Here is a 20,281-nt window from a genome sequence, read left to right as displayed (position 1 = left end):
CGGCCGGGTCGTCGGGTCAGGCGTAGCGGACCGGCAGGTCCTTGAGCCCGTTGATCCAGGAGTGGCGGAGCCGCCGGGGCTCCCGCTCCTTGACGATCCCCGGGGCGTGGTCGGCCAGCGCGTCGAAGAGCACCCGGATCTCCTGGCGGGCGAGGTTCGCCCCCAGGCAGTAGTGCGCCCCGTGGCCACCGAACCCCAGCTGCGGGTTCGGTTCGCGGGTGATGTCGAAGCGGAACGGGTCGTCGAAGACCGTCTCGTCGAAGTTCGCGCTGGCGTAGAACAGCCCGGCCCGCTGGCCCTGGCGGACGGTGACGCCGCCGATCTCCACGTCGCGCACCGCGGTGCGCTGGAACACCGTGACCGGCGTTCCCCACCGGACGACCTCGTCGACCATCGTGGCCGGCCGCTCGGCCTTCCACAGCTCCCACTGCTCGGGGTTGTCGAGGAAGGCGTTCATCCCGTGCGAGATGGCGTTGCGGGTCGTCTCGTTGCCGGCGACGGCGAGCAGGATGACGAAGTAGCCGAACTCGTCGTCGGTCAGGCCGCGCTCGCCCTTGTGGGCGTTGAGCAGCCGGGTGATCAGGTCGTCGCGGGGGTTGGCCTGGCGCTCGGCGGCCATCGACATCGCGTAGCCCAGGATCTCCGCGGCGGCGACGTCCGGGTCGCCCGGGTAGTCGGGGTCGTCGGAGGCCAGCATCTGGTTGGACCAGTCGAACAGCTTGAACCGGTCCTCCTGCGGGACGCCGATCAGGTCGGCGATCGCCTGGAGCGGCAGCTCGGCGGCGACCTCCTCGACGAAGTCGCCCGTCCCGCGCTCGACGGCGGAGGTCACGATCGTCTCCGCCCGCTGGCGCATCAGGTCCTCGAGCTCGTTGATCGAGCGCGGGGTGAAGGCCCGGGAGACGATCTGGCGGGTGGTCGGGTGCTCGGGGGCGTCCTGGTTGAGCATGATCACCCGCTGCATCTCGACCTGCTCGCGCAGCATCCCCTCGGAGAACCGGATGATCGCGCCGTTCTCGGCGTTGGACCAGTCCTTGGAGTTCTTGGAGACGGCTGAGACGTCCGCGTGCCGGGTGACGGCCCAGTAGCCGCTCCCGGACTCGGGCGCCATGCCGTCGTACGTCCCGGGCGCCTGCTCGACCCAGGTCAGCGGGCCGGCCTGCCGCATCTCGCGGAAGCGGTCGTGCGGGACGGACTTCTCGTTCACGAAGGGGTCCGTGGGGTCGAACCCCTCGGCCCGGACGTCGGTGGCGGTCACTGCGTTCCTCCTTGTGCGTTTCCGAGCCGGCCCGAGCACGTCACCGGTAGGCGACGCGCAGCTCCTTGACCCCGTTGATCCACGAGCTGCGCAGCTTGCGCGGCTCGGACAGCTGCGTGACGGTGACGTCCCGGTCGGCCAGGGCGCGGAAGATCAGGTCGACCTCGAGCCGGGCCAGGTTGGCGCCGATGCAGTAGTGCGCGCCGTGGCCACCGAAGGCCTGGTGCGGGTTGTGGTCGCGCGTGACGTCGAAGCGGAACGGGTCCTCGAACACGTCCTCGTCGAAGTTGGCGCTGGCGTAGAGCAGCCCGACCCGGTCCCCCTTGCGGACCAGCTGGCCGCCGACCTCGACGTCGTTCGTCGCGGTGCGCTGGAAGACCGTCACGGGCGTCGCCCAGCGGATGATCTCGTCCACGGCGGTGGCCGGGCGCTCACGCTTGTAGAGCTCCCACTGGTCGGGGTTCTCGATGAAGGCGTGCATGCCCCAGGTGATCGCGTTGCGGGTCGTCTCGTTGCCGGCGACGGCGAGCAGGATCATGAAGAAGCCGAACTCGTCGTCGGTCAGCCCGCGGCCCTCCTCGCTGCCGACCTGGACGTCGGCGGTCACCAGGCGGGTGAGGATGTCGTCCTGGGGGTGGGTGCGGCGCTGGTCGGCGAGCGCCATCGAGTAGGCGAGGATCTCCATGAACGCCGTCATCTGGTCGCCCTCGACCTCGGGGTCGTCGTAGGACAGCATCTGGTTGGACCACTCGAAGAGCTTCCCGCGGTCCTCCTGCGGCACCCCGAGCAGCTCCGCGATGGCCTGCAGGGGCAGCTCGGCCGCGACGTCCTCGACGAAGTTGCCCTCGCCCTTGGCCAGGGCGTCGTCGACGATCTTCTCCGCGCGCGCCTTGAGCCCGTCCTGCAGGGCGTTGATCGCTCGCGGGGTGAACGCACGGGAGACGATCTGGCGCAGCTTGGTGTGGTCCGGCGCGTCGTGGTTGATGAGGAGGAAGCCGGTCTGCTCGACCTCCTCGCGGGTCATCCCCGGGGCGAAGCGGATGATCACGCCGTTCTCGCGGGTGGAGAAGTTGGCCTGGTCCTTGGAGACCGCCGCGACGTCGGCGTGCCGGCTCAGCGCCCAGTAGCCCTCGTGGTCGGGGAACCCGGCGCGGGCCGCCTCGTCCTGCGCGATCCATGCGACGGGCGACGTACGCCGCAGCGCGAGGAGCTCCTCGTGCGGCAGGCGCTGGGCCATGACGTCGGGATCGGTGGGGTCGAACACCGGCACGGCGGTAGAGGTCACGAGCAGCCCTTCGTCACTGGAACGTGTTCTAGTGGCCGAGGTTACATACTCTCGGTAGGTAAGGGAAGGACCCCGCGACCCCCTGACCGGGACGACCCTCTCGCGGAACGAGAACCTGTTCTAGTCTGCCCCCATGGGCACTCCCGTGATCGTCGACGCCGTCCGCACCCCCCTGGGGAAGAAGAAGGGGTGGCTCGCCGGCGTGCACCCCGCCGTCCTCCTCGGGTTCGCGCAGCGCGAGGTGCTCGCGCGCGCCGGGGTCGACCCCGAGCTCGTCGAGCAGGTCGTCGGCGGCTGCGTCACCCAGGCCGGTGAGCAGTCCAACGACATGGTGCGCCGCGCCTGGCTCCACGCCGGGCTCCCCCAGCACACCGGCGCGACCGCCGTCGACGCCCAGTGCGGCTCGGGCCAGCAGTCCGCGCACCTGGTGCACGACATGGTCGCCGCCGGCACCATCGACGTCGGCATCGCCTGCGGCGTCGAGTCGATGTCGCGGATCCCGCTGGGCGGCAACGTCCCCGCCGGCCTCGGCGACCCGCGGCCCGACGACTGGACGATCGACATGCCCAACCAGTTCGAGGCCGCCGACCGGATCGCGCGCAACCGCGGGCTGGGCCGCGCCGACCTCGACGCCTTCGGCCTCGCCTCCCAGCGCAAGGCGCGCGTCGCCGTGGACGAGGGCCGCTTCGAGCGCGAGATCGCCCCGATCGAGGCGCCCGTCCTCGGCGAGGACGGCTCCCCCACCGGCGAGACCCGCCTCGTCGACACCGACCAGGGCCTGCGCGACACCACCGCCGAGGGCCTCGCGGCGCTGCGTACCGTCCTGCCCGACGGCCTGCACACCGCCGGCACGTCCTCCCAGATCAGCGACGGCGCCTCGGCGGTCCTGATCATGGACGAGGACAAGGCCCGCTCGCTGGGCCTCACCCCCCGCGCGCGGATCGTCACGCACTGCCTGGTCGGCTCCGACCCGTACTACCACCTCGACGGCCCCGTCGAGGCGACCGCGCGGGTGCTCGCCCGGTCGGGCCGGTCGATCTCTGACATCGACCTGTTCGAGGTCAACGAGGCCTTCGCCTCCGTCGTCCTGTCCTGGGCCGGCCAGCACGGCGTCGACATGGACCGGGTCAACGTCAACGGGGGCGCCATCGCCCTGGGCCACCCCGTCGGCTCCACCGGCACCCGGCTGATCACCACCGCCCTGCACGAGCTCGAGCGGCGCGACGCCTCCACCGCCCTGATCTCCATGTGCGCCGGCGGTGCCATGGCCACCGGCACGCTGCTCGAGCGGATCTGAGCGGGTTCGTCCGGCTCGGGGCGGGTGGTGGCTGTTCATCAAGGGATGCAGCCGAACCGCCTCTTCCCTGGACGAGCTACACCTAGGAGGCGGCGCTCCATCAAGGGATGTAGCCGACTCATCACTCCCCGGGGCGAACTTCACCAGGGAAGCGGCGCGCCATCAAGGGATGCAGCCGAACGGTCACCCCGCGAGGCGCGACCCAGCGAGCCTGCGGTCAGCCGGACAGTCGGAGCCCCCGCCTGACCCGCGCGACCGTCAGGGTCGGGCGGTCGAAGTCCGACCAGACCAGGCGGACCATGCCCATGCCGCTGGCCTCGCGGGCACGATCTTCCCTCTGCTTCTCGGCGAAGACGACCGCCCCTGCTTCCTGGCCCGGCCGGAGCAGGCGTCCGTACTTCACGCGCCCGTCGAACTCCCCGAGCAGTCCGTGCTCCGGCCACCCCCAGTCCGAGGTGGCGACCAGCTGACCGCCCGTGTCGTGGACGGCGTACTGCAGCTGAGGTGCCGGCAGGCCGTGGCTCCAGAAGAGGTACCGGCCGCGGGACTCGCCCACCGACTCCGCACGCGCATCTGCCATCCGGACCATCAGGTGCAGGTGCTGCACGAACGGCCAGTGGCTCATGAGCTCGAAGCGCCCCATGAGGGCCTCGGGACTCACCAGGCCGCGGCGCAACAGGGAGTCCAGCATGACCAGCGCCTGCTCGTTCGTGGCCCGGGAGCCGGCTTCGAGCGCGCAACGCTCGGGCGGCAGCACCAGCCGACCGCCCGCGTCGAGCACCTCGTCGGCGGGCGCAGAAGCCTTCGTGGTGGACGACGTCACCCTCGATCCGGCCCGGGCCGCCGTCGAGCCGGGTGACGTGCACTCGCGAGAGGTCCACGCCCCAGGTGTCGATGCCGTGCTCGACGACTCCTGACACGTGGCTGAGCGCCACCCGGTCACCGAGCGAGTCGAGCACCGCGCCGCTCCGCACGCGGTGGCGCCCGAGGTCGTAGAGCGCCTGCCACAGCTCGGTGAAGGTGTAGTAGCCGCGGCGGATGCGGACCCAGACCCGGTGTCGGACGACCTTGGTGATGTCGCGGTCGGCGTACCCCGCACTGCGGGCGTCGCGCCGCGTGAAGAAGCCGTTCCGTTCGGCGAGCACGCGCATCGGGTCCATGGCAGGACGGTCGCGGGCCGACTGGACCCGACGGAGCAGCGTCGCCGACGGCTGTGGACAGGCCAGGCGTTCGCGCACCTGTGGACGCGGGACGGGCGGGCGCTCGTGGGCGACTGTTCATCTGCATCCCTTGATGAAGCGCCGCCTCCCGAGTGGAGCTCACCCAGGGAAGCAGCAAGTCATCTGCATCCCTTGATGAACCGCCCTCACCGACCCGCACACACGCCGCGGGCTCAGGCGCCGTACACCGGTTCCGGGGCAGGCGCGGAGGAGATCAGGTCGCGCAGGACGGCACCGAGCTCGGCAGCCTCCCAGCGGGAGCCCTTGTCGCGGGAGGGGCCGTGGGCCCAGGCGTTCTCGAGGGTGACCTTGCCGCCCTCGATCTCGATGACGCGGCCGGTGACGTCGCCGGCCTCCTCGGAGGCGAGCCAGGCGACGACCGGGGAGTTGTCCTCCGGCTCGGGCATGGCCGAGGTGTCGAAGGCGCCCTCGGTCATCCGGGTCCGGGCGACCGGCGCGATCGCGTTGACGGTGACGCCGTACCGCCCGAGCTCGGCGGCGGCGACGAGGGTGAGCCCGGCGATGCCCGCCTTCGCCGCGGAGTACGTCGCCTGGCCGATGGAGCCCTGCAGGCCGGCGCCGGAGGAGGTGTTGACGACGCGGGCGGCGCGGGTGCGGCCGGCCTTGGCCTCGTTGCGCCAGTAAGCACCGGCGTGCCGCAGCGGGGAGAAGTGGCCCTTGAGGTGGACCCGCACGACGGCGTCCCACTCCTCCTCGGAGGTGTTGACGAGCATCCGGTCCCGCACGAAACCGGCGTTGTTGACCAGGATGTCCAGGCCGCCGAAGGCGTCGATGGCCTGCTGCACCATCGCCTCGGCCGCGGCGAAGTCCGCCACGTCGGCGCCGTTGACGACGGCCTGGCCGCCCATCGCCTCGATCTCGGCGACGACGGACTCGGCCGGGGTCTCCCCCGTGCCCTCGCCGGAGATCGAGACGCCGTAGTCGTTGACGACGACGCGGGCGCCGTGCCGGGCCAGCTCGAGCGCGTGGGCGCGGCCGATGCCGCGGCCCGCGCCGGTGACGATGGCGACGCGGCCGTCGAGGAGGGTGCTCATCAAGATGCTCCTGGGATCAGGGTCGGGAGTCGGGAGGGGTTCGAAGCGGGTCAGCCGGTCACGGCGGAGAGGAACACCGGCGGCTCGCCGCCGCCGTGGCACTCCACGCGCGCCCCGGAGACGTACGACGCGAGGTCGCTGGCGAGGAAGGCCGCCACGTGGCCGACCTCCTCGGGCCGCGCCATCCGGCCGAGCGGGATGGTCCGCTCGATCGCGGCGACACCGTCGTCGCCGCCGTAGTGGTCGTCGGTGTTCTCGGTGCGGCACAGGCCGACGTCGACGGAGTTCACCCGCACGCGCGGCGCCCACTCGATCGCCAGGGACCGGGTGAGCGAGTCCAGGCCGGCCTTCGCCGCGCCGTACGCCGCGGTGCCCGGCGAGGGCCGGGTGGCCGACACCGAGCTGATGTTGACGATGGACCCGCCCGTGGGCTGGGCCTGCATCACCCGGTTCGCCGCCTGCGCGGCGACCAGCGGGGCCATCAGGTTGAGGCCGACCACCTTGTCGTGGAAGCGGGGCGAGGCGTCCGCCGCCATGGCGTACGGCGCGCCGCCGGCGTTGTTGACCAGCACGTCGAGCCGGCCGTGCTCACCGACGACGGCGTCGACCATGCCGGCGACCGCCTCGGCGTCGCGGACGTCGCAGACGTGGTGGGTCGTCCCGGCGACGGGCTCGACGTCGGAGCGCGAGCAGGTCGCGACCGTCGCCCCGGCGGCCAGGAAGACGCGGGTGATGCCGAGTCCGATGCCCTTGGTCCCGCCCGTCACGAGGACGACGCGGCCGGTGAGGTCGAGGGCGAGCGACATACTGCGACCATACCAAGCAAATGCTAGGTTGGCACACATGCCGACCACCTCGGAGCTCCGCGCGGACGGGATCCGCGTCATCACGATGGCCCACCCACCCGTCAACGCCCTGACCGTGCAGGGGTGGTTCGACGTCGCCGCCGCCCTCGGCGAGGCCGGCCGCGACCAGGCCACGCACGTCGTGGTGCTGCGCGCCGAGGGCCGCGGGTTCAACGCCGGCGTGGACATCAAGGAGATGCAGCACACCACCGGGTTCGACGCCCTGATCGGCGCCAACAAGGGCTGCTACGCGGCGTTCAAGGCGGTCTACGAGTGCGCGGTCCCGGTGATCGCCGCGGTCAACGGCTTCTGCCTCGGCGGCGGCGTCGGCCTGGTCGGCAACGCCGACTGCGTCGTCGCGAGCGACGACGCCTACTTCGGCGTCCCCGAGGTCAACCAGGGCGCCCTCGGCGCGGCGACGCACATGGCGCGGCTGGTGCCGCAGCACATGATGCGCAGCCTGTACTTCACCGCCCGCACGATCAAGGCCCAGGACCTCGTGCAGTTCGGCAGCGTCCTGGAGGTGGTCCCCCGCGACCGGCTCGACGACGCCGCGATGACGGTGGCCGCCGAGATCGCCGCCAAGGACACCCGGGTCGTCCGCGCCGCCAAGGAGGCGCTCAACGGCATCGACCCGACCGACGTGAACAAGAGCTACCGGTTCGAGCAGGGGTTCACCTTCGAGCTCAACCTCGCCGGCGTCAGCGACGAGCTGCGCGACGGGTTCGCCGGGACAGACAAGTCCGCCCAGAAGAAGGAACGAGCGTGACCAAGGGACCCCGCGACAAGCGGATGAGCATCGACGAGGTCGTCGGCGAGCTGCGCGACGGCATGACCATCGGGATCGGCGGCTGGGGCCCGCGGCGCAAGCCGATGGCACTGGTCCGCGCGATCCTGCGCAGCGACCTCCAGGACCTGACCGTCGTCAGCTGGGGCGGCGCCGACGTCGGCCTGCTCGCGCGCGCCGGCAAGATCCGCAAGCTGGTCTACGCCTTCGTCTCCCTCGACTCCGTGCCGCTGGAGCCGAACTTCCAGCGGGCGCGCCAGGCGGGCACCATCCCCGAGCTCGTCGAGCTCGACGAGGGCATGTTCCAGACCGGCCTCCAGGCCGCCGCCCAGCGGTTGCCGTTCCTGCCGATGCGCGCCGGCCTCGGCTCCGACGTGCTGGTCAACCAGCCGTGGATCAGGACCGTCACGAGCCCGTACGCCACCGCGGACGGCGCCCACGAGGAGCTGGTCGCCGTGCCGGCGCTGCACCTCGACGTGGCCCTCGTCCACATGAACCGCGCCGACGCGCACGGCAACGCGACGTACCTCGGGCCCGACCCGTACTTCGACGACCTCTTCTGCATGGCCGCCGACCGCGCGTTCGTCTCCTGCGAGCAGGTCGTCGACACCGCCGGCCTGACCGTCGACGCCCCGGTCCAGCGACTCCTGCTGAACCGGATGATGGTCAGCGGCGTGGTCGAGACCCCGAACGGCGCCCACTTCACGACCTGCACCCCCGACTACGAGCGCGACGAGCGGTTCCAGCGCGCGTACGCCGCCGCGGCCGGCGGGTCCGACGAGGACTGGTCGGCCTTCGAGCAGAGGTTCCTGTCCGGTGACGAGGTCGCCTACCAGGCGGCCGTCGCCGCGTTCGCCGAGGAGGGCAAGTGAGCAGCACCCAGGACATCGACGGAGCGGTCGGCGTGACCCGTGCCGACGTGTGCGCGGCGGCCATCGCCGACGCGTTCCGCGACGACGGTGAGATCTTCGCCAGCCCGATGGGGATGCTGCCGATGCTGGGCGTTCGCCTGGCCAAGCTGACGTCCAACCCAGACCTGGTCATCAGCGACGGCGAGTCGCTCTTCCTGGCCGGTGTCCCGCCGCTGTTCGCGAAGGCGGACGTCGTCGAGGGCTGGATCCCCTTCCGGAAGGTCTTCGACGTCGTCGCCTACGGCAAGCGGCACGTGATGATGGGTGCCACCCAGGTCGACCGCCACGGCAACCAGAACATCTCCGCCATCGGCGACTGGGCACGCCCCGAGCGCCAGCTGCTCGGCTCGCGTGGCGCACCGGGCAACACGGTCAACAACCGCACGTCGTACTGGGTCCCCAAGCACTCCCCCCGCGTCTTCGTCGAGGCCGTCGACATCGTCTCCGGCGTCGGGCCGAAGCGGGCCAAGGAGGCCGGCCCCGGCGCCTCGACCTACCACGACATCCACCGGATCGTCACCAACCTCGCGGTGCTCGACGTCCGCGGCGCCGACGACACCGTGCGGCTGCTGAGCGTCCACCCGGGCGTCGAGGTCGACGAGGTGCGCGCGGCGACCGGCTTCGACCTGGAGGTCCCCACCGACGTGCCCACCACGCGCGAGCCGTCCCTGGAGGAGCAGGTCATCATCCGCGAGGTGCTGGACCCCAAGGGGCTGCGCTTCAAGGAGGTCCCGGCGTGATCGAGCAGCTGATCCGCACCCCCTTCACCGACCTGACCGGGGTCCGCCACCCGGTCGTCCAGACCGGCATGGGCTGGGTCTCCGGCCCCCGCCTGGTCAGCGGCACCGCGAACGCCGGCGGCCTGGGCATCCTGGCCAGCGCGACCATGACCTTCGCCGAGCTCGAGCAGGCGATCATCGAGGTCAAGAGCCGCACCGACCGGCCCTTCGGCGTCAACCTCCGAGCCGACGCCGCCGACGCGCCCGACCGGTGCCGGCTGCTCATCGACCACGGCGTGAAGGTGGCGTCGTTCGCCCTCGCCCCGAAGCCCGAGCTGATCGCCACGCTCAAGGAGCACGGCATCGTCGTGATGCCCTCGATCGGAGCGGCCAAGCACGCGGTCAAGGTCGCCTCCTGGGGCGCCGACGCGGTGATGGTGCAGGGCGGCGAGGGCGGCGGCCACACCGGCCCGGTCCCCACGACGCTGCTGCTGCCCACGGTCCTGGACGCCGTCGACATCCCGGTCGTCGCGGCCGGCGGGTTCTTCGACGGCCGCGGCCTCGCCGCAGCGCTGTCGTACGGCGCCGCCGGGGTCGGCATGGGGACGCGGTTCCTCCTCACCCAGGACAGCGCGGTGCCGGACGCCGTCAAGCGGCTCTACCTCGAGCGCGGCCTCACCGACACCGTCGTGACCGCGAAGGTCGACGGCATGCCGCACCGGATGCTGCGCACCGACCTGGTCGAGGAGCTGGAGGAGACCGGCACCCTCAAGCGGCTCGCCCCGACCGTGCGCCGGACGCTGGAGTTCAAGCGCGACAGCGGCATGAGCTGGGCGGCACTGGCCAAGGACGGCCGGGCGATGCGCAAGGCCCAGGGCCGCACCCTCGGCCAGATGGCGCTCGCCGCCAACACCCCCACCATGCTCAAGGCCGGCCTCGTCGAGGGCGACACGAGCGCGGGGGTGCTCGCGAGCGGCCAGGTCGTCGGCGTCATCGACGACCTGCCGACCTGCGAGGAGCTCGTCGACCGGATCGTGACCCGGGCCGCCGACGAGCTTCGCCGCGCCGCGTCGTACGTCGTGTGAGGGTCGATCACGCCCCTACAGTGCGCCGGGTGACCCGGACCGTGCTGCTGTGGATGATCCCCCTCAACCTGCTGCTCGTGGGCTGGGTGTGGATCGGCCGGGTGCTCTTCGGCGTCGGCGGCTGGATGATCCTGGTCTACCTGATGAGCGTGGTCCCGGTGCTGCTCATCGCGCTGCTCGTGACCACGGTGCTGGCGCTGACCCAGGACGGCGAGCCCGGTCGCCCCCGGGAGCTCACCCGGCCCCAGGCGCAGGCGCAGCTCGGCACGTGGCTGGGGATGCTCGTCTTCGGCGCCTTCTCCTTCGACTTCGGCGACACCGAGGACAGCGACATGGCGCTGCTGACGCAGGTGTTCGGGGACCACGGCTGGGCGTGGACGGCGACGCTGACCATCATGGCGACCTCCGCCCTCGTCACGGTCGTCGCTTGGGTCGTGCTGCTGGTGACCCTGACGGCCGGCCGGCGGCGCACCGCCGTACCCTCGTGAGCATGAGCGCCCCGACGCCGTCGCCCCGCCGGTCCCGGCACCTGCTCGACCCCGACAACCCCCGGCCGACGCGTCCCTCCCGCCCCCGCAAGCAGGGTGCGATGAGCATCGAGACCGTCCAGCGCTACGTGATGTCGGTCCTGGCCGCGACGACGATCCTGCACCTCTCGGTCGGCCTGGTGATCGCCGGCCTGGTGATCGACGACGAGTTCCGGACCTCCCAGATCGGGCTGTGCGTGCTCGGTGGCGCGTTCGGCGTCCTGGCCGTCGTCGCCGCGCTGGCGATCCACCGGAAGAACCCGCTCTCCCCCTGGCTCCTGCTCGGCACGATCCCCGGCATCGTCGGCGTGTGGCTGGTGCTGAGGTAGGTCGGCCTCTGCGCACGCTTCAGCGGCTGGCCGCTGGAACTGTCGGTTGGCCGATGAAGCTTCAGCGGCCAACCGGGAGCTTCGTCAGCCGGCCGCTGAAACATCCCCGGCCCAGGGCGACCCGACAGCAGCCCAGCGCCAACAGCTCAGAGACGCTCGATGATCGTCACGTTCGCCTGGCCGCCGCCCTCGCACATTGTCTGCAGGCCGTAGCGGCCGCCGGTGCGCTCCAGCTCGTTGAGCAGCGTGGTCATCAGGCGGGTGCCGGTGGCGCCGATGGGGTGGCCGAGGGCGATCCCGCCGCCGTTGACGTTGACCTTCTCGTGCGGGAGGCCGATCTCCTCCATCCAGGCCAGGACGACCGGGGCGAACGCCTCGTTGCACTCGAACAGGTCGATGTCGTCGACCGAGAGGCCGGTCCGCTCCAGCGCGTGGCGGGTGGCGCGGATGGGACCGGTCAGCATCCACACCGGGTCGTCGCCGCGGACCGAGAGGTGGTGGACGCGCGCCCGCGGGGTGAGCCCGTGGTCGGCGACGGCCCGCTCGGAGGCGATGAGCACCGCCGAGGAGGCGTCGCAGATCTGCGAGGCGACGGCGGCGGTGATCCGGCCGCCGGGGGCCAGCGGCTCCAGTGAGGCCATCTTCTCCAGCGACGTCTGCCGCGGGCACTGGTCGACCTCGAACGTCGTGCCGTCGGGCAGCGCGACCGGCACGACCTCGTTCGCGAACCGGCCCTCGGCGATCGCCGCCAGCGCCCGCTCGTGCGAGGCGAGGGCGAAGGCCTCGAGCTGCTCGCGGGAGTGGCCCCACTTCTCGGCGATCATCTCGGCGGAGCGGAACTGGCTGACCTCCTGGTCGCCGAACCGCTTCTGCCAGCCCGGGGACTCCGCGAACGGCGTGGAGAAGCCGTACTGCTGACCGACGATCATCGCCGCGGAGATCGGGATGGCGCTCATGTTCTGCACGCCGCCGGCGACCACGAGGTCCTGGGTGCCGGACATGACGCCCTGGGCGGCGAAGTGGACCGCCTGCTGGGAGGACCCGCACTGGCGGTCGATGGTCACGCCCGGGACGTGGTCGGGCAGGCCGGCGACGAGCCAAGCCGTGCGCGCGACGTCGCCGGCCTGGGAGCCGATCGTGTCGCAGCAGCCCAGGATGACGTCGTCGACGGCGCCCGGGTCGACCCCGGTCCGGTCGACCAGCGCCGAGATCGAGTGGGCGGCGAGGTCGGCGGAGTGGACGCCGGCGAGCGCGCCGCCGCGCTTGCCGGTCGGCGTCCGCACCGCGTCGACGATGAATGCTTCAGGCATGGGCGATCCCGTCTAGGAGGATGGTGAGGTACTGGTCGGCGACGTCGGTGTGGGTGAGCTTCCCGCCGGGGCGGTACCACCGCACCGCCACCCAGACCGTGTCGCGGATGAAGCGGTAGGTGAGCTCGACGTCGAGGTCGGCGCGGAGCGCACCGGACCTCAGCCCGTCCTCGAGGAGGGTGATCCACACCTCTCGGGACTGGGCGTTGCGCTCGGCGAGGTAGTCGAAGCGCTCCTGCTGGCCGAGGAAGTCGGCCTCGTTCTGGAAGATCGCCACCTCGTGGCGGTGCCGGTCGATGGCCTCGAAGGAGAGGCGCACGGCCCGCTCGATCTTGGTGCGGGCGTCGTCGCCGCTGCGCAGGACCTCGTCGTACGCCGCGAACAGCTCGGCCTGGAAGGACGACAGGATCTCGTCGACCATCGACTCCTTGGAGTCGAAGTGGTGGTACAGGCTGCCGGAGAGGATGCCCGCGGCGTCGGCGATGTCGCGGACGGTGGTGTTCTTGAAGCCCTTGTCCGCGAACAGCTCGGCGGCGATCGACAGCAGCTGCCGCCGGCGGTCGGTGCCCTCGGGGCGTTCGGTGCGGGCCTGCGCGCTCATGGGGCCATCCTCTCCGACGCGGTGGTCAGGCCTGCTGGCTGCTGACCGCGACGACCTCGCCGGTCATGTACGACGCGTAGTCGCTGGCGAGGAAGACCATCACGTTGGCGACCTCCCACGGCTCGGCCGCGCGGCCGAACGCCTCGCGGCTCTTCAGCTCGGCGAGCAGCTCGTCGGAGGTGACCTTGGCCAGGAACGGGTGCATGGCCAGGCTCGGGGAGACCGCGTTGACCCGGATGCCGTGCGGGGCCAGGTCGATCGCGGAGCAGCGGGTGAGCGCCATGACGCCGGCCTTGGCCGCGGCGTAGTGGGCCTGGCCCTCCTGCGCGCGCCAGCCGATCACCGAGGCGTTGTTGACGATGACGCCCTTCTTGCCCGCGGCGACCATCCGCTGGCCCGCGGCCCGCACGCAGCGGAAGGTGCCGGTCAGGGTGATGTCGAGGACCCGGAGCCACTGCTCGTCGGTCATCTCCAGCACCGAGGCGGTGCCGCCGAGGCCGGCGTTGTTCACCATCACGTCGACGCCGCCGAGCTCGTCGGCGACGTCGAGCAGCGCGGCCACCTGCGCCTCGTCGGTCACGTCGCAGACCAGCTGGCGCACGCGCTCGGCACCGAACTCGGCGGCCAGGGCCTCCTCGGCCTCCGCGAGCCGGCGCGCGTGGGTGTCGCTGAAGACGACCGCCTTCGCGCCCTCCTCCAGCACGCGCCGCACGACCGCCGCGCCGATGCCGGCACCGGCCGCGGCCGTCACGACGACCACCTTCCCGGCGAGCAGGTCGTGGCCGGGCACGTAGTCGGGGGCCGGCTGCTCGGCGCGGCGCTGGGTGGGCCCGGTGGTCTCGGTGGTCGTCACGTGGTGCTGCCCTTCGGCTCTCGGGGAAGGCCGAGCACGCGCTCGGCCAGGATGTTGCGCTGCACCTCGTCGCTGCCGCCGTAGATCGAGTCGGCGCGCGCGAAGAGGAAGAGTCGTTGCCACTCGTCGAGGTCGTACGGCGCGCCGCGGGCGGTCAGCCCCGCGGTCCCGAGGACCTCCATGGCGACCTCGCCGAGCCGCTTGTGCCACGCGGCCCAGACGAGCTTGAAGATCGAGGCCGCTCCCCCGCCCGCGGCGGAGTCGTCCCCGCCGGTGACGGCCGAGAGGCCGCGCATCGCGTTGAACCGCATGACCTCCAGCTCGACGGTGAGGTCGGCGAGGCGGTCGCGCAGGAGCGGGTCGTCGATCGCGCCGTTGGCCTTGGCGAGGTCGACCACGGCCTCGAGCTCGCGGGCGAAGCCGACGACCTGGCCGAGCACCGAGACGCCGCGCTCGAAGCCGAGCAGGCCCATCGCGACACGCCAGCCCTGGCCGGGCTCGCCGACGACGAGGTCGGCAGCGGTGCGGGCGCCGGTGAAGAAGACCTCGTTGAACTCCGACCCGCCGGTCAGCTGCTCGATCGGGCGGACCTCGACGCCTTCCTGGTCCAGCGGCACGAGCAGGAACGAGAGCCCGTGGTGCCGCTGCGAACCCGGCTCGGTGCGGGCCACGACGAAGACCCACTGGGAGAAGTGCGCGTTGGAGGTCCACACCTTCTGCCCGTCGACCACCCACTCCTGCCGGCCCGACCCGTCCGCGGCGTCCTCGAGCCGGGCGCGGGTCTGCACGTTCGCGAGGTCCGATCCGGCGCCGGGCTCGGAGTAGCCCTGCGCCCACAGCTCCTCGACCGCGGCGATCGGCGGGAGGAAGCGCGCCTGCTGCTCGGGGGTGCCGAAGGCGATCAGGGTCGGCCCGAGCAGCTCCTCACCGAGGTGGTTCAGCCGCGCCGGGGCGTTCGAGCGGGCGTACTCCTCGTGGAAGATCACCTGCTGGGACAGCGTCAGTCCGCGGCCCCCGTGCTCGGTCGGCCAGCCCACACAGGTCCAGCCGTGGGCGGCCAGGTGCCGGTTCCACGCCAGGCGCTCCTCGACCGCCTCGTGGTCGCGTCCGGGCCCGCCGAGGCCCTTGAGCGCGGCGAACTCACCGCGCAGGTGCTCCTCGAGGAAGTCACGCACCTCGGTGCGGAAGGCCTCGTCCTCGGCCGTGTAGGTCAGGTCCACGAGTGCTACAGTACCAAGCAATTGCTTGGTTGGGCAGTCGAGAGACCGGCTGCCGACCGACCCGGTCCTGGTGGAGGTGACGTGGAGCAGACGATCCCGGCCGCGCTCGGCGCGGCGGCCGACCGCTTCGGCGAGCACCCGGCGTACGTGGAGGACGGCGAGGTGGTCTCGTTCCTCGAGCTGCTGCGTCGCGTGCGCCGCGCGGCCCGCGGGTACGTCGCCGCGGGACTGCGTCCCGGTGAGCGGGTCTGCCTGTGGGCGCCCAACAGCATCGAATGGGTCGTGGCCGGGCTGGCGGTGACGTACGCCGGCGGCGTGCTCGTCCCGCTCAACTCCCGCTACACCGCGCACGAGGTCGCCGACGTGGTCGAGCGGACCCGGGCCCGGCTGGTCGTCGTGGCCGACGGCTTCCTCGGGCGCACCCAGGTCGCGGACCTGCGGGCGACCGGCGACCTGCCCTCGGTCCTGCGGGTCATCGACCTGGCCGACCTCGGGGACCTCGACACCGGGTCGGTCACGACCGCGGACGTCGACGCCGTCGCGGAGTCGGTCTCCCCCGACGACGTGAGCGACATCCTCTTCACCTCCGGCACGACCGGCCGCAGCAAGGGCGCGATGTCGGCGCACCGGCAGACCGTCGGGGTGGCGCGCGCGTGGGGCGAGCTCGGCGGGGTGACCGGCCAGGACCGCTACCTGGTGGTCAACCCGTTCTTCCACTCCTTCGGCTACAAGGTCGGGATCGTCACCGGCCTGGTCACCGGCGCCACGCTCTACCCGGTCGCGACCTTCGACCTCGACCGGACGATGCGCCTGGTCGAGGAGGAGCGGATCACCGTCCTCCCCGGTGCACCGACCATCTACCAGTCGCTCCTGGGCGCGCCCGGCCGCGAGGAGCGCGACCTGACCTCGCTGCGCCTGGCCGTCACCGGCGCGGCCGTCGTCCCGGTCGTCCTCATCGAGCGGATGCGCCGGCCGGCACCCGAGGGCCTCGGCTTCGACCAGGTCGTGACCGCGTTCGGGATGACCGAGGCGGTCGTCGCGACCATGGCCCGCGCCGGCGACCCCGCCGAGCTCGTCGCCCGCACCTGCGGGCGGGCGATCCCCGGCATGGAGGCGCGGATCGACGCGGCCCCCGGCGAGGCCGGCGAGCTGCTGCTGCGCGGTGACTACGTGATGCTCGGCTACCTCGACGACGAGGCCGCCACCGCCGCCGCGATCGACGCCGACGGCTGGCTGCACACCGGCGACGTCGGGACGCTCGACGAGGCCGGGAACCTCACGATCACCGACCGGCTCAAGGACATGTACATCTCGGGCGGCTTCAACGTCTACCCCGCGGAGGTCGAGCAGCTGCTCGCCCGGCTCGAGGGGGTCGCCGACGTCGCGGTCGTCGGGGTCCCGGACGAGCGGATGGGCGAGCTCGGCGCGGCGTACGTCGTCCGCGCGGCCGGCCCCGCGGGCGAGGCGCTCACCGCCGAGGACGTCACGGCGTACTGCAAGGAGCGGCTGGCCAACTTCAAGGTCCCGCGACGCGTCGAGTTCATCGACTCGCTGCCGCGGAACCTGTCCGGCAAGGTGCTCAAGACCCAGCTCAGGAGCGAGTGAGAACCATGGACCTGTCCCTGTCCGAGTCCGAGCTGGCCTTCCAGGCCGAGGCGCGGGCGTGGCTGGCCGCCAACGTGCCGGCCGAGCCGCTGCCCTCGATGGACACCGAGGCCGGCTGGAAGGCCCACCAGGAGTGGGAGGCGCGGCTGGCCGAGGCCCGCTGGGCCGTGGTGTCGTGGCCGCGGGAGTACCACGGCCGCGAGGCGTCGCTGGTGGAGTGGGTGGTCTTCGAGGAGGAGTACTACCGCGCCGGCGCACCCGGCCGGGTCTCCCAGAACGGCATCTTCCTGCTCGCGCCGATCATCTTCGACCACGGCACCCGCGAGCAGCAGGACCGCTTCCTGCCCTCGATGGCGTCCGGTGAGCAGGTCTGGGCGCAGTGCTGGTCCGAGCCCGAGGCCGGGTCCGACCTGGCCTCACTGCGCTCGACCGCCCGCCGCGACGAGGCCCGGGGCGGGTGGGTGCTCAACGGCCAGAAGACCTGGTCCTCGCGTGCCTCCTTCGCCCACTGGGGCTTCGGGCTGTTCCGCTCCGACCCGGAGGCCCAGCGGCACGCCGGGCTGACCTACTTCCTCTTCCCCCTCGACGCCGACGGCATCACGGTGCGCCCGATCGCCCAGCTCGACGGCGAGGCCGGCTTCGCGGAGGTGTTCTTCGAGGACGTGTTCGTCCCCGACTCCGACGTGCTCGGCGCCCCGGGTGACGGCTGGCGGGTCGCGATGTCGACCGCCGGCAACGAGCGCGGCCTCTCGCTGCGCTCCCCCGGCCGGTTCTGCGCCGCCGCCGACCGGCTGGTCGACCTCTACCGGTCGACCGTCGCGGACGGTGCGACCCCGGCCGCCACCGAGACGGCGCCGGCCCGGGTGGTCGACGCCTGGCTGCGAGCCCAGTCCTACCGGCTCTACACCTGGGGGACGGTGACCCGGCTCGCCGCGGGCGGTGACATGGGCACCGCCGGGTCGGTGAACAAGGTCTTCTGGTCCGAGCTCGACATCGCCCTCCACGAGACCGCCCTGGACCTGCTCGGCGCCGACGCCGAGGTCGAGTCGCGGTGGCTGGACGGCTACACCTTCTCCCTGTCCGGCCCGATCTACGCGGGCACCAACGAGATCCAGCGCAACATCGTGGCCGAGCGGATCCTCGGCCTGCCGCGCGAGCCGAAGGGGGCCGGTCGATGAGGTTCGTCCTGACCGAGGACCAGCGGGACTTCGGAGGCTCGCTCGACGCGCTGCTCTCCGGCGCGGACACCGTCGGCGCCGCGCGGGCGTGGGCCGAGGGCGACACCGCACCCGGGCTGGAGCTGTGGAGGCGGCTGGCCGAGCAGGGCGTCAACGCGCTGGTCGTCCCCGAGGAGCACGGCGGGATGGGCGCGACCGCGGTCGAGCTCGTCGTCGCCTTCGAGGCCCTGGGCCGGCACGGCGTCCCCGGCCCCTGGGTCGAGTCCGCGGCGTACCTCCCGCTCGCCCTGGCCGACGCCGACCTGCTCGCCGCCCTCGCGGAGGGCGCGGTCGGCACCGTGGCGGAGGCGGCGCACGCGCCGTACGCCCTCGACGCCGAGGTCGCCGACCACGTCTTCTCCTGCACCGGCACGACGCTGCGGACCGCGACGCGGGGCGAGCGGCTCCGCTCCGTCGACCGGACCCGGCACCTGACCACCCTGGTCGCGGGCGACCCCGTGCCCGGCGCCGACCTCGGCGCTGCGCTGGAGTCGGCCGTCCTGGCCACCTCGGCCCAGCTGCTCGGGTGCGGTGAGCGGCTGCTCGACGACGCAGTCGCCTACGTCAAGCAGCGGCGCCAGTTCGGCCGCGAGATCGGCTCCTACCAGGCGATCAAGCACGCGCTGGCGGACGTGCGGATCGCCCTGGACTTCGCCCGGCCGCTCGTCCTCGGCGCGGCACTCGGCGAGGTCCCGGCCGCGGCGGCCAAGGTCGCCTGCGCGGACGCGGCGTACCTCGCCTCCCGCACGGCGCTGCAGGTGCACGGCGCGGTGGGCTACACCCAGGAGCTCGACCTGAGCATCTGGATCACCAAGGTCCGCGCACTGGTGACCGCGTGGGGGACGCCGGCGCAGCACCGCGCCGCGCTGCTCGAGACCCTCGTCGCCGCCGCCGGCACCCCGGTGGAGGCCTGAGATGGACTTCGCGCTGTCCGAGGAGCAGCAGGAGCTCGCCGCGACCGTCCGCGCACTGCTCGCCAAGCGCGCCGACCCCCGGGTCGGGACCTACGACGAGTCGCTGTGGCAGCTGCTGTGCGAGCAGATCGGGGTGGCCGCGCTCGGCATCCCCGAGGAGCACGGCGGCGCCGGCTTCAGCCTGTTCGAGTCCATGGTGGCGCTCGAGGAGGTGGGCCGCTCGCTCGTCCCGTCGCCGCTGCTGTCCTCGTTGGTGACCTCCGAGGCGCTGCTCGCGGGCGCCACGGCGGAGGCGAGGGACGAGCTGCTCCCCCGGCTCGCCGGCGGGGAGGTCGGCGCGTTCGTCGACGCCACCGGCGCGAGCACCTCGGTGCCCGACGTCGTCGACGGCGACCTGGCCACGGTCCTGGTCGCCGCGACCGACGACGGGCTGTGGTCCCTCGACCCCGCGGCCACCACGCGGACCTGGACCCCCACGATGGACCAGACGCTGCGCCTCGCGCGCGTCGAGGTCGACACCTCCGCCGCGACCCGGATCGGCGAGGCGGCACCTGCCGTCGAGCGGGCGGCCCTGGTGGGCGCCGCGGGCGTCGCGGCGCTGCAGGCCGGCACCGCCGCCCGAGCGCTCGAGATGACCGTCGCCTACTCCCGCGAGCGGGTGCAGTTCGGGCGCCCGATCGGCTCCTTCCAGGCGCTCAAGCACCGGATGGCCGACATGCTGGTGCTGCTGGAGATGTCGCGCTCGGCGTCCTGGGCGGCGTCGTACGCCGTCTCCGGCCGCGCGGCGAACGCCGAACGGCTCGCCCACGTGGCGAAGGCCTACTGCTCCGAGGCGCTGGCCAGCATCGCCGGGGAGACCGTGCAGCTGCACGGCGGGATCGCGATCACCTGGGAGCACGACGCCCACCTGGTGCTCAAGCGCGCCCACTCGCTGGGGCAGCTGTTCGGCAGCGCCCGCGCGCACCGCGCTGCGGTGCCCCTGTGACCGCCGGGGCAGTCCTGTGAGGAACGCCACCGAGATGTTCCTCCGCCGTTCCTCTTCCGTGGCCGTGACCTGCGAAGACGCCTACTAAGTTGGGATCCATGAGCATCGACGCCGACCTCACCGAGATGGACCAGCCGACCGCGGTAGCCGAGGCGGCGCAGGCATCCGGGGCGGCGCAGGAGCAGGACGACTACCCCATCGGCATGATCGCCAACCCGATCCGCACGCGCATCTGAACCCACCCCGGTCGCCCCGACC

21 protein-coding genes and 1 pseudogene are annotated in these 20,281 nt (G+C 72.5%); 12 read left to right on the top strand and 10 right to left on the bottom strand.

Annotated elements, in window-relative coordinates; all coding sequences use genetic code 11:
* Positions 1 to 16 precede the first annotated feature (16 nt).
* On the bottom strand, positions 17 to 1,258 hold the full coding sequence (locus tag AB0N29_RS05910; protein WP_364864882.1) for a cytochrome P450: 1,242 nt from the start codon (positions 1,256 to 1,258) through the stop codon (positions 17 to 19).
* A 40-nt stretch (positions 1,259 to 1,298) separates the two neighbouring features.
* Positions 1,299 to 2,543: a cytochrome P450 gene (locus AB0N29_RS05905; protein WP_302271162.1), complete on the bottom strand. Its 1,245-nt coding sequence runs from the start codon at positions 2,541 to 2,543 to the stop codon at positions 1,299 to 1,301.
* A 133-nt stretch (positions 2,544 to 2,676) separates the two neighbouring features.
* On the opposite strand from AB0N29_RS05905, the gene AB0N29_RS05900 reads away from it, so the two are divergent.
* Positions 2,677 to 3,840, top strand: a complete 1,164-nt coding sequence (locus tag AB0N29_RS05900) for a steroid 3-ketoacyl-CoA thiolase (protein ID WP_364864879.1) — start codon at positions 2,677 to 2,679, stop codon at positions 3,838 to 3,840.
* Positions 3,841 to 4,057: 217 nt separating this feature from the next.
* Here the strand turns inward: AB0N29_RS05900 and AB0N29_RS05895 are convergent, their stop codons facing one another.
* The 4 genes and pseudogenes from AB0N29_RS05895 to AB0N29_RS05880 form a co-directional block, all read right to left on the bottom strand.
* Positions 4,058 to 4,663, bottom strand: a complete 606-nt coding sequence (locus tag AB0N29_RS05895; protein WP_364865460.1) for a hypothetical protein — start codon at positions 4,661 to 4,663, stop codon at positions 4,058 to 4,060.
* 202 nt (positions 4,664 to 4,865) lie between these two features.
* Positions 4,866 to 4,991 (bottom strand): annotated as a pseudogene (locus AB0N29_RS05890) (type IV toxin-antitoxin system AbiEi family antitoxin domain-containing protein); the annotation flags it as partial.
* 242 nt (positions 4,992 to 5,233) lie between these two features.
* Positions 5,234 to 6,115: an SDR family oxidoreductase gene (locus AB0N29_RS05885; protein WP_364864877.1), complete on the bottom strand. Its 882-nt coding sequence runs from the start codon at positions 6,113 to 6,115 to the stop codon at positions 5,234 to 5,236.
* Between the two features lie 50 nt (positions 6,116 to 6,165).
* Positions 6,166 to 6,921, bottom strand: coding sequence for an SDR family oxidoreductase (locus AB0N29_RS05880; RefSeq protein WP_364864875.1), 756 nt, complete (start codon positions 6,919 to 6,921; stop codon positions 6,166 to 6,168).
* A 37-nt stretch (positions 6,922 to 6,958) separates the two neighbouring features.
* On the opposite strand from AB0N29_RS05880, the gene AB0N29_RS05875 reads away from it, so the two are divergent.
* The 6 genes from AB0N29_RS05875 to AB0N29_RS05850 are packed head-to-tail and all read left to right on the top strand — an operon-like array spanning position 6,959 to position 11,318.
* Entirely contained in the window at positions 6,959 to 7,729 is a 771-nt protein-coding gene (locus tag AB0N29_RS05875; protein ID WP_364864873.1) for an enoyl-CoA hydratase family protein, read from the top strand.
* The gene (locus AB0N29_RS05870; RefSeq protein ID WP_364864871.1) at positions 7,726 to 8,619 is read left to right on the top strand and encodes a CoA-transferase; all 894 of its coding nucleotides are present in this window, start codon (positions 7,726 to 7,728) and stop codon (positions 8,617 to 8,619) included. The genes AB0N29_RS05875 and AB0N29_RS05870 overlap by 4 nt, the downstream gene beginning before the upstream one ends.
* Positions 8,616 to 9,398 carry a CoA-transferase gene (locus AB0N29_RS05865; RefSeq protein ID WP_364864869.1) on the top strand — a complete coding sequence of 261 codons (783 nt, stop codon included), beginning with the start codon at positions 8,616 to 8,618 and terminating at the stop codon, positions 9,396 to 9,398. The genes AB0N29_RS05870 and AB0N29_RS05865 overlap by 4 nt, the downstream gene beginning before the upstream one ends.
* Positions 9,395 to 10,462 (top strand): nitronate monooxygenase, encoded by a 1,068-nt coding sequence (locus AB0N29_RS05860; RefSeq protein WP_364864867.1) that lies wholly within the window; start codon positions 9,395 to 9,397, stop codon positions 10,460 to 10,462. Before AB0N29_RS05865 ends, AB0N29_RS05860 begins: the two co-directional genes overlap by 4 nt.
* A gap of 29 nt (positions 10,463 to 10,491) precedes the next feature.
* The gene (locus AB0N29_RS05855; protein WP_302271150.1) at positions 10,492 to 10,950 is read left to right on the top strand and encodes a hypothetical protein; all 459 of its coding nucleotides are present in this window, start codon (positions 10,492 to 10,494) and stop codon (positions 10,948 to 10,950) included.
* Between the two features lie 2 nt (positions 10,951 to 10,952).
* The gene (locus AB0N29_RS05850; protein ID WP_302271149.1) at positions 10,953 to 11,318 is read left to right on the top strand and encodes a hypothetical protein; all 366 of its coding nucleotides are present in this window, start codon (positions 10,953 to 10,955) and stop codon (positions 11,316 to 11,318) included.
* A 146-nt stretch (positions 11,319 to 11,464) separates the two neighbouring features.
* Here the strand turns inward: AB0N29_RS05850 and AB0N29_RS05845 are convergent, their stop codons facing one another.
* From AB0N29_RS05845 to AB0N29_RS05830, 4 genes are read right to left on the bottom strand one after another with little or no spacing between them, the layout of a single operon-like run.
* Entirely contained in the window at positions 11,465 to 12,628 is a 1,164-nt protein-coding gene (locus AB0N29_RS05845) for an acetyl-CoA C-acetyltransferase (protein ID WP_364864864.1), read from the bottom strand.
* A complete protein-coding gene (locus tag AB0N29_RS05840; RefSeq protein ID WP_364864862.1) occupies positions 12,621 to 13,229 on the bottom strand; it encodes a TetR/AcrR family transcriptional regulator in 609 nt (202 codons plus the stop codon). The genes AB0N29_RS05845 and AB0N29_RS05840 overlap by 8 nt, the downstream gene beginning before the upstream one ends.
* Before the next feature lie 25 nt (positions 13,230 to 13,254).
* Positions 13,255 to 14,082 (bottom strand): SDR family oxidoreductase, encoded by an 828-nt coding sequence (locus AB0N29_RS05835; RefSeq protein ID WP_364864860.1) that lies wholly within the window; start codon positions 14,080 to 14,082, stop codon positions 13,255 to 13,257.
* Positions 14,079 to 15,302: an acyl-CoA dehydrogenase family protein gene (locus AB0N29_RS05830; protein ID WP_302271143.1), complete on the bottom strand. Its 1,224-nt coding sequence runs from the start codon at positions 15,300 to 15,302 to the stop codon at positions 14,079 to 14,081. Before AB0N29_RS05830 ends, AB0N29_RS05835 begins: the two co-directional genes overlap by 4 nt.
* 81 nt (positions 15,303 to 15,383) lie before the next feature.
* On the opposite strand from AB0N29_RS05830, the gene AB0N29_RS05825 reads away from it, so the two are divergent.
* The 5 genes from AB0N29_RS05825 (at position 15,384) to AB0N29_RS05805 (ending at position 20,259) form a co-directional block, all read left to right on the top strand.
* Complete coding sequence (locus AB0N29_RS05825; protein WP_364864857.1) at positions 15,384 to 16,907, top strand: FadD3 family acyl-CoA ligase; 1,524 nt, start codon at positions 15,384 to 15,386, stop codon at positions 16,905 to 16,907.
* Positions 16,908 to 16,912: 5 nt separating this feature from the next.
* Positions 16,913 to 18,085 carry an acyl-CoA dehydrogenase family protein gene (locus AB0N29_RS05820; RefSeq protein ID WP_364864855.1) on the top strand — a complete coding sequence of 391 codons (1,173 nt, stop codon included), beginning with the start codon at positions 16,913 to 16,915 and terminating at the stop codon, positions 18,083 to 18,085.
* Entirely contained in the window at positions 18,082 to 19,038 is a 957-nt protein-coding gene (locus tag AB0N29_RS05815; RefSeq protein ID WP_302271140.1) for an acyl-CoA dehydrogenase family protein, read from the top strand. The genes AB0N29_RS05820 and AB0N29_RS05815 overlap by 4 nt, the downstream gene beginning before the upstream one ends.
* A 1-nt stretch (position 19,039) precedes the next feature.
* Positions 19,040 to 20,023 (top strand): acyl-CoA dehydrogenase family protein, encoded by a 984-nt coding sequence (locus AB0N29_RS05810; RefSeq protein WP_364864853.1) that lies wholly within the window; start codon positions 19,040 to 19,042, stop codon positions 20,021 to 20,023.
* Positions 20,024 to 20,121: 98 nt separating this feature from the next.
* Positions 20,122 to 20,259, top strand: coding sequence for a hypothetical protein (locus tag AB0N29_RS05805; protein WP_302271138.1), 138 nt, complete (start codon positions 20,122 to 20,124; stop codon positions 20,257 to 20,259).
* The last annotated feature ends 22 nt before the right edge of the window (positions 20,260 to 20,281 follow it).

The sequence above is a fragment of the Nocardioides sp. NPDC092400 genome (assembly GCF_040684155.1).
Taxonomy (GTDB): domain Bacteria; phylum Actinomycetota; class Actinomycetes; order Propionibacteriales; family Nocardioidaceae; genus Nocardioides.
Note: the sequence above shows the minus strand (reverse complement) of the source record. Positions and strands in the feature narration are given on the sequence as shown.